Annotated in this window: 6 protein-coding genes and 2 pseudogenes; 4 read left to right on the plus strand and 4 right to left on the minus strand. The window is 44.8% G+C overall.

The features are described from left to right. Positions 1-51: 51 nt before the first annotated feature. Positions 52-1,485 (minus strand): exodeoxyribonuclease I, encoded by a 1,434-nt coding sequence (sbcB, locus tag ACKLNH_RS07625; protein WP_413111653.1) that lies wholly within the window; start codon positions 1,483-1,485, stop codon positions 52-54. Positions 1,486-1,663: 178 nt separating this feature from the next. Here sbcB and ACKLNH_RS07630 point away from each other — a divergent pair, with 178 nt between their 5' ends. Beyond that, a complete protein-coding gene (locus ACKLNH_RS07630) occupies positions 1,664-2,845 on the plus strand; it encodes a tyrosine-type recombinase/integrase (RefSeq protein ID WP_413111654.1) in 1,182 nt (393 codons plus the stop codon). A gap of 2 nt (positions 2,846-2,847) precedes the next feature. On the opposite strand, the gene ACKLNH_RS07635 is transcribed toward ACKLNH_RS07630, so the two are convergent. After that, entirely contained in the window at positions 2,848-3,048 is a 201-nt protein-coding gene (locus ACKLNH_RS07635) for a helix-turn-helix transcriptional regulator (protein ID WP_413111655.1), read from the minus strand. A gap of 337 nt (positions 3,049-3,385) precedes the next feature. Here ACKLNH_RS07635 and ACKLNH_RS07640 point away from each other — a divergent pair, with 337 nt between their 5' ends. Further along, a complete protein-coding gene (locus ACKLNH_RS07640) occupies positions 3,386-4,075 on the plus strand; it encodes a zinc metallopeptidase (RefSeq protein WP_413111656.1) in 690 nt (229 codons plus the stop codon). 397 nt (positions 4,076-4,472) lie between these two features. On the opposite strand, the pseudogene ACKLNH_RS07645 reads toward ACKLNH_RS07640, so the two are convergent. Then, positions 4,473-5,387 (minus strand): annotated as a pseudogene (locus ACKLNH_RS07645) (IS5 family transposase). Between the two features lie 208 nt (positions 5,388-5,595). Further along, a pseudogene (locus tag ACKLNH_RS07650) lies at positions 5,596-6,717 on the minus strand (ISAs1 family transposase). Between the two features lie 425 nt (positions 6,718-7,142). On the opposite strand from ACKLNH_RS07650, the gene ACKLNH_RS07655 reads away from it, so the two are divergent. Together ACKLNH_RS07655 and ACKLNH_RS07660 are read left to right on the plus strand one after the other, a co-directional pair. Continuing rightward, on the plus strand, positions 7,143-8,429 hold the full coding sequence (locus tag ACKLNH_RS07655) for a BspA family leucine-rich repeat surface protein (protein ID WP_413111657.1): 1,287 nt from the start codon (positions 7,143-7,145) through the stop codon (positions 8,427-8,429). 129 nt (positions 8,430-8,558) lie between these two features. Then, the coding region (locus tag ACKLNH_RS07660; protein WP_413111671.1) for a BspA family leucine-rich repeat surface protein at positions 8,559-8,634 on the plus strand (76 nt) is incomplete at its 3' end.

Below are 8,634 nucleotides of genomic sequence, written 5' to 3' on the forward strand. Positions count from 1 at the left end.
AACCTATGTACGTTAATCGCTCGACATAGGTTTGATAGTGCGAGTGGAAGGTTAGCTTGCGATACTTTCTACATAGCGATAGACACTTTCGAGCAGTTTTAACTTGTCAGGGTCATGTGCGTACTGTTGTGCAAGGCCTTCCAGATTTGACATATAACGAGGGAGCTCACTTTCAAAATAGTCTCGGCGGGCATAGTACCAGCGTTGTTGCTCTTGTTCGGAGAGCGTGTGCGGGAAATGACGTGCCCGATATTGGAATACAAGGGGCTTAATGCGCTCATCTTCGACATTGAGCGTTAAAAAGGCGAGTTTCTCAGGGGACGTTTCTCGGATAATGTCGAGAGCCGTTTTATCATTGTATGAGAAGAAGCCATCGTACAATCTTGCATCTAACGGCTTTTCGCTGTGTGCATTTTTGTTTGAATCATCAGTGAATAACTGCAGCAGTTTTTCTCGGATTTCGGGTGCATTACGCAGTGCTTTAAGGTTATTTAAGCAATATTCACGATCGATCCCTAGTCGTTCTGCATCGTTGGCTGTTAGGGTTTTTGCCGGGGCAACGCTCGGGCATTTATTAATGTGTATCAGTTTTACCGGGACAGGTAATTCGCCCTCTGCTAACGCTGATTGCTTGGTGTAGAGCCGCTGCCGCAGGGTATCTGCATCAAGCTCAAAGAGTGGGGTAGGATCCTTGGCCAAGTTGATACAAATCATCGCATTGTTGTTGGTTGGGTGCCATGCCATCGGTACCATCCATGAGGTATTTCCGCATTGGCCGCCAAGCATACCGGAGACATGAACGATGGGTGCCATATTCACTGGGTCTAACAGCGATTGCACTTTTTTCTTATTTCTTAAGTCATACAGGTATTCAAACAGTTTTGGCTGTGCTTGCTTAACTTTTTTAGCCATTTCGATTGTAGCGATAACATCTGCCATTGCATCATGGGCATTGCTGTGTTCAATGCCATTAGCAACAGAAAGCCGCTCTAGCTTAAAGCTAACAAGCCCTGTATCTTCATCGATTGGCCATTCAATGCCTTCTGGTCTTAGTGCATAACAGGTGCGGAGCACATCCAGCAGATCCCAACGAGAATTCCCATTTTGCCACGCCCATGCGTATGGGTCGTAAAAATTTCTGTATAGCAGGTGGCGAGTTACCTCATCATCGAAACGGATATTGTTATATCCGACAACACACGTGCCAGGTTGAGTCAGCTCTTTGTGAATGGCAGCGATGAACTCCGGCTCACTTAGGCCTTTCTCTTTAGCCAATTGTGGGGTAATCCCGGTAACGAGCGTTGCTTCAGGCGATGGTAAGTAATCATCGGTGGGCTGGCAATAGATAACTAGCGGTTCGCCGATAATGTTAAAATCTGCGTCGGTGCGCACGCCGGCAAACTGACAGGCTTTATCCCGAGCAGGATCAATACCGAAGGTTTCATAATCGAGCCAATAGAATGTTGGTTGGTTATCGGTGCTCACTGGCTACCTCCAGGCTTGAAAAAACAAGATATTGTGCCATATTTTCAATAGATTGAGTGGTTATAATTTGTCGCATTGATTTGTTGTAATTCCAGATGTTTCCACTTTCGGAAAAGTATTTGTGCCCAACTATGTGCCCAAATTTTGAATTGAGTGTGCCCAAATCAGGTAAGAGAAAATGGCAATAGCAGACAAGCAGTTGAAAGCAATCATTAAGCAGTCTTCAATTCCCAAGGCCTACGAACTCAGTGATGGTATGGGGTTAAATGTTCGGGTTTCCACTAAAGCCACGTTAACGTTCGTTTATAGGTGCCGCTTCAATGGTAGCCAAAAGCGCATCGTTATTGGGAAGTATCCGACAATTAGCCTTAAGCAAGCAAGGGAAATCCACAAGAAAATGCTTGAATTAAGGGAGTTGGGAAAAAATCCGCAAATCGCCCTTACTGGTGACCCTGATTTTATCACGGCAGATGACTGTGTGGATGCATGGCTTGAGCAACATGTCGTGACTTTGTCGCCTCAGAGCCAGGAGCTTTATCACTCGATAGCAAAGAATCACATGTACGGTAAGTTACCACAGATAGCTGTTGAGCGTATTACGCCTCGTGAATGGACTCAGTGGCTAGATGGTATTGCCGCTGTGAATCCTAAAACAGCAAATTCTGTTTTTTCCAAAATGAGAGCGTGTCTTAATTTCTGTAAAACTAAGTTCTTGATTGAAAATACTAAGTTCGACCTTTTGAGGCAAGCCAATGTGGGGAAGGCGGCAGAAAAAGGAGAGCGTGTTTTAGATTTTGATGAGTTAGCGAAAATTTGGGTTGCGATTGAGCGCAGTAAAGCTGGAACTAGCACTAAGAATTTACACTTAATAAGTATGCTTTGGGGTAATCGCTTATCAGAACTACGCTTGGCTAGGCGCGACCATTTCGATTTAGATAAGTGCTTATGGACCGTTCCTGCGGAGATCAGCAAGACACGCAAGCAGATTAGAAGACCAATTCCCAGGCAGATAGTCCCATTTATAGAGAGACTAATGTCAATTTATGACGACGTGCTGTTTCCGGGGGCAGATCTTGCTGTGCCCATAACGATTTCTGCATGTAACCGATATATTCGCAGGTTGAGGCACAGTTTGGATCTACCGCATTGGCGGACTCATGACTTCAGGCGTTCTATCTCGACGTTGTGCTCTGAGCAAGGAACGCCCCCTCATGTGATTGAGAAAATGCTCGGACATGAATTGGGAGGCGTACTTGGCATTTACAATAAACACAATTGGCACGAGGAGCAGCTTATCGCATATGAGCGTTATGCTGATCGCATTATGCGTGAGGTTCAACATCAACTGAAAACGCGATAGCTTTAGATGTTGGTCGATTGAGTTTGCGCCCACTCCATGACGGCAGAGCGTTCCCACCTGCAAGGCATCAATGTCAACGGGTTTGGGAATCCACGGTATTTCCTCCATTTATAGAGCGTTGATCGACTTTTTAGGTGAAAGAACGAGATTACTTCTTCATGAGACATCAAGTGGCTGTTGGTTGGTACTGCTGGTTTGTTCATACCGTACTCCTTACTATATTGACGATATAAGCATTATGGATGGTCAATATCGACTGGTAGGTAATTAGTGGAGCCAAAATCGCGTGATTAATCATTTTTTTTCGACTTTTTTTCGGTTATGAGTCAGGATGATTCCAGGTGTTGATGTGCAATATGGCAGGGCGATGATTTGAAGTTCGTGATAGGTCGCAGTTTTGACCAGTGTAGTCAAAACTGCGTAACTTGCCTTTGTGCTGACGGGGGTAGGGCATGACACTTTTGTTGGCAAGGATCAGCTTCTCATTTCTATGCGTATAATATTTAGTAGTCGCACAATTGCTCATGGCATACTGATTTAATGTTCTGGATAGTCATATTACTCATAATCGCGATGTGCATCTTCCTGCCGAGCCTGTGGGTCAAGCATGTGATGGAAAAGTACAGACAGCCGGCTGATCGCTATCGCAAGCAGGGAAGCGGTGGTGAACTTGCTCGCCACCTGCTGGACAGCGTCGGCTTGGGTAATGTCGGGATAGAGGAGACCTCTGCCGGTGATCACTATGATCCGGTCGCTAAGACTGTGCGTTTGACGCCGGACAACTACTCAGGGTACTCGCTTACCGCAGTGACTGTGGCTGCCCATGAAGTGGGGCATGCCATTCAGGATTCGCGTGGAGAGTCTTTGTTCCTAGCGCGGCAGAAACTCGTAAAGACTGCCATGGTCGGCGAGCGTATTGCTGGAATGATGCTAGTGGCTGCTCCGTTAATCCTAATGCTAACCCGTCTGCCGCAAGCAGGAGCGATAACGATAATGATTGGCATTGTTTCAATGGCACTAAGTACCATGGTGCACCTATTGACTCTTCCGGTTGAGTTCGATGCCAGTTATGACAAAGCTCTGCCTATCCTGCAGAAAGGTGGTTACCTGCATGATGGTGATCTGGAGCATGCGGAGAAAATTCTCAAGGCTGCGGCGCTGACCTATGTCGCTGCCTCGCTGACCAGTTTGTTTAACTTGGGGCGATGGATCGCGGTGCTCCGTCGGTAATGGCTGTTTGATGCCAGGTCAGAGGTTTAGCGAGTGTTATGTTGTTGAGCAGGAGTGGTATCAACTAGACGCCCGAGTTGGCCCTTCTACACAGCCGTTTATCACCAACCTGACTTTGTCTACCATGCTGCCAATTGTGGCAGTTACCTGAGTAGTTTGCTTGCCCTAACTCATCGTATCCGAAGGCTCGTGACATTTTCCAGAAATCGTAACTCGAAAATGCCCCAAGACGTGTTTAGAACGCAAGAAACCATCATGAGATTTATTGTGAAACAAGCTGTTTCCCAATTGTCCAAAGGTGTGCTGAAGCCGAACGCGGCAAACACACCTTTGCCCCAAAATGGTCTTTGTTGTGTAAATCAAAAATGGTCGGTAGCAATCCATTTTCGGTTAGTTCTTATCCTACTCGCTGGGTTTCAGGCATACCTAGGCCAGTCAGTTTGTTTAGAGCTTTGATCATCGCATAAGCTTCTCCAACTTGAGCGTTATAATCCCTCAAGCTGAGCGCACCACCAAGCAATGACTTTATCCGATGCATGGCTGTCTCTGACAGGGACCGCATGTGATAACCGGACTTCTTCTTCCATTTCTTGTTTGAGCCGTACAACTTTTGACAAGCGACAGCTAAATTGCGTGGATGACTGGGCTCCCAAAGCGCTGCACCGTCTCGTGGTGGGATCAGCGGTATAGCCTGCTTAATCGATATCGCTCTATGGCATTCTCGTGTGTCGTAAGCTCCATCACCTGACACCTCTTTGATTTTCGACGAGTTTGCTTAAGTAAATTGGGAAGGACCTCTGCATCAGTTACACTTGATAGACTCAGCTCTGCTGCGATAATTTCGTGTGTTGCTGTATCAACAGCAATATGGAGTTTTCGCCAAACGCGGCGTTTACCTTCAGTACCATGCTTTTTTACCTTCCATTCGCCTTCGCCGTACACTTTCAAACCAGTAGCATCGATGGCTAAGTGTTGAATCGGTCCGCGCGTATCCGTTTTGAAGGCAACTTCAACTGTCTTAGCTCGTCGGCTGATACACGTGTAGTGGGGACACTTAAGTGGAATCTTAGCCAAGGAAAAAATCGAATTAATAAAACCTTGTAGTGCTCGCAAAGGTAACGCGAACAAGCGCTTGACCATCAGTGCCGTTGAAATAGCTAAATCGCTGAAAATTCGGGGTCTACCACGTTTGCGCTGTTTGGTTCCAGTCTTTGATAGTTTGCTCATCGATCCAAAAGGTAAGGGAGCCGCGATTAATCAACGCCTCGTTGTATTGCTTCCAGTTGTTTGTTTTATAACGGGGTTTAGGCATGGATCTAAGATGGTTATGTGCGATAGTCGATCAGATCGCAGCTCAGCCGATTAGTTCCATCGAATTACGCAACAAAGCCGGTTAGTTGTTGTTTTTTAGAAATTTCTTAATGTGGCGTGTGCACTACAAGCAAATAACTGTCGATGAATTTAATTATTATCTAATCTGAATTGATAATATTACCCAGCCAGGGCGACCGCATGAGTGCCTAGTTTTTCACCTCCTGACTAAAACCAGCACTCAATACTGCCTCTAGCATGGATGTATTCATCATGCATCGCTTTTGCTTCCCTACAATGCTTAGCTTGGTTGGCTCTTCTCGGAGCATGTTCAAACTCATATGACGTAAGCATGATAGATTCTCTGCACCGTGATTTTTGTATATCTGGCACGCGTCTTCATTCATGGTTACATCAAGCACCCAGTGCATTGATTCTATACCCCAATGTTCTCTGACTGCCATCGCAGCTTGCTCTCCACTAAGCTTTTTAGAACTGATGTAATAACGGTACTCTAGAGCGACAGATTTGCCTTTCTCAAGACGAAAGTTTTCAACCATAACAATGCTCTGCAAGCCTTTCCAGCGAGAGAAGTTACCTTCAAGTTTCGTACTATCAAAAACATAGCATTGGCGAGACTCTATACGGCCGTGTCCTTGCTCGGGAGAGATGTCAGCAACCACATTAGATCGCTGAGAAGAGAACGCCTTTTCTATTGCTTGACGGAGTTTCCCTTGGTTGCTCTTTACGGCAAGCAAGTAGTCCCCACCTTGCTCTACAATGGTTTTGGCAATTTTGGTTTGGCAGGCCATTGCATCAATGGTGACTAGGGAACCCTTGATATCAAGCATCTTTATCAGTTCAGGGATCGCTGTAATTTCATTGCTTTTTTCTTCGGTTTTCAGCTGCCCCAACACGAGCTTGTTTGACGATGCATAAGCACTGATCATGTGAATGGTGCTCGCTCTGTCTTCACGATTGTAAGAGCCTCAAGGTGTTTTGCCATCAATTGCAATAACTTGACCTTCGGTAAGGGTGTGTATTGATGACATCCAGTTAATGAAGCACGCATGGAACTGCTCGGGTTCAATTGTGGAGATTATTCGAGCTATCGTGTCATCAGCAGGAATGCCATTCAAAAACAACTCATTACGCTTAAACCAATCATGATGACCGAGAATGTATTCACGAATATCAAACCAGCCTTTCGCGCCTGCAATCACCGCACATAGCGAGCCAAAAAGGACTTCAAACAGGCAATAAGTGACCTTTGGGCTTTGGCGTTGATCGGTAATCGTTTGAAAATGTTCTTTGAAGTGGTCGATGTGCATGATGCTTTCCCTAAAAAGGGAGTATAAGATCACAGCTAAATGTGATCGTCAAATCGATCGTGATTTTGTTTAAAAAACGTTCGTGATCTCACCCTGATTACCCAGCCTCACCATATAATGAGGCATCAGGCTGTTTATCAGAACCACACAGGGTTGACCGTGGAATAAATGTAAGTTCTGCACCCTTTTTGTGGGGATGGCGTTCTATAAACCTAACATTTACCTAAACTACCCACTCAAACACAGCATGTACAAGCGAAAGAAATGAGTCGCTCACGATTAGAAAAAGCCAGTCATGGGCAAAAATGATTTTAATTCATAGACGACACGATTCCGCTAATCTATGATTCGCAACAATAAAATTGTAAGCATCACTAATTGGACTCGATATAGCCTCTTTGGCTATGTCGTTCAAGGAAAAACCAATGATACCAGTAAAAGATAAAAAAATTCACGTGACTAAATCTCTCGCTATCATAGCAATTGTTTCCATTGTTATGGCCGGATGTAGTAGCCGCGATATGGTCTGTAAAACACCACCCTCACCACAGAAAGGTGGCAGTGAGATAACGTCCTCCCCGCAAGAATCACGGAAAGAGCTAGAAAAATTGATTCGCAATGGCGACATTTGTGGAATTGAAAACTTTGATACGTCCAACATCACAGATATGTCACGCTTATTTAAAAACACCAAGCTAAACCCAGACATCAGATACTGGAATACCGCTAATGTCACGAACATGAACAGAATGTTCTCCGGTGCAGGCTATTTTAACCAAGATATTAGCGGATGGAACACCTCTAATGTGACCAATATGAGTCTAATGTTCGCCGGCGCAGGCTATTTTAACCAAGACATTGGCGGATGGGATACCGCTAATGTGACCAATATGGGCGGAATGTTCGCCCATGCTCACTCTTTTAACCAAAATATTAGCGACTGGAATACCGCGAATGTGATGAATATGAGCGGGATGTTCAGAAGTGCACACTCTTTTAACCAAAATATTGGCAATTGGGACACTGCTAATGTTACGACGATGAACGGTATGTTCTCCGAACATGATTCTTTCAACCAAGACATTGGCGATTGGGATACTGCAAATGTTACTGATATGAACAGTATGTTCTTCCGTGCAGACTCTTTTAATCAAAATATTAGCGGATGGAATACCGTTAATGTGGCTAGTATGAGTCGCATGTTTTACGGTACTAAATCTTTTAACCAAAACATCAGTGGCTGGGATACCGCTAATGTGACTAATATGCGTGAAATGTTCACCTACGCAAATTTTAATCAGGATATTAGCGGCTGGGATACTGCGAATGTGACAGATATGAGTCGCATGTTTTTGTTTGCTCGCGCCTTTAACCAAGACATTAGCAATTGGAATACCGCTAATGTTACCGATATGAACAATATGTTCAGCTACGCCCGCACCTTTAACCAAAACATTGGTGGTTGGAATACTGCTAATGTTACCGATATGAGTAGGATGTTTGAAGGTGCTAACGCCTTTAACCAAGACATTGGTGGTTGGAACACTGCTAATGTTACTGATATGAGCAAGATGTTCAACGGTGCTGCTAGCTCCTTTAACCAAGATATTAGCGACTGGGATGTGGGTAAAGTGACTTCATACTCAGAGTTTGTTTCAGAGAATTATTTTCACAGCTTAACTAGCATAAATACTCCTCCAGCTTTCAGGTAATAGGCGAATCTAACGATTCATACAGTGTCGACGGACAATAAAAATTCATACTTAAATAGCAAAGAGAGGTATTCTTTCGCTGCCATTTTGGTCTGGTTTGTAGCTCGCTTTGTAGTTGACACCGCTAATGTGACCAATATGGGCGGGATGTTCGCCCATGCTCACTCTTTTAAGCAAAATATTAGCGACTGGGATGTGGGTACAG

The sequence above is a fragment of the Thaumasiovibrio clandestinus genome (genome assembly GCF_047250365.1).
Lineage (GTDB): Bacteria > Pseudomonadota > Gammaproteobacteria > Enterobacterales > Vibrionaceae > Thaumasiovibrio.

What these genes read in the sequence shown, in the direction of transcription:
- ACKLNH_RS07630 (WP_413111654.1), top strand. Translation starts at nt 1,664, where the DNA reads ATGGCAATAGCAGACAAGCAGTTGAAAGCAATCATTAAGCAGTCTTCA.
- ACKLNH_RS07635 (WP_413111655.1), bottom strand. Translation starts at nt 3,048, where the DNA reads ATGAACAAACCAGCAGTACCAACCAACAGCCACTTGATGTCTCATGAA.
- ACKLNH_RS07640 (WP_413111656.1), top strand. Translation starts at nt 3,386, where the DNA reads ATGTTCTGGATAGTCATATTACTCATAATCGCGATGTGCATCTTCCTG.
- ACKLNH_RS07655 (WP_413111657.1), top strand. Translation starts at nt 7,143, where the DNA reads ATGATACCAGTAAAAGATAAAAAAATTCACGTGACTAAATCTCTCGCT.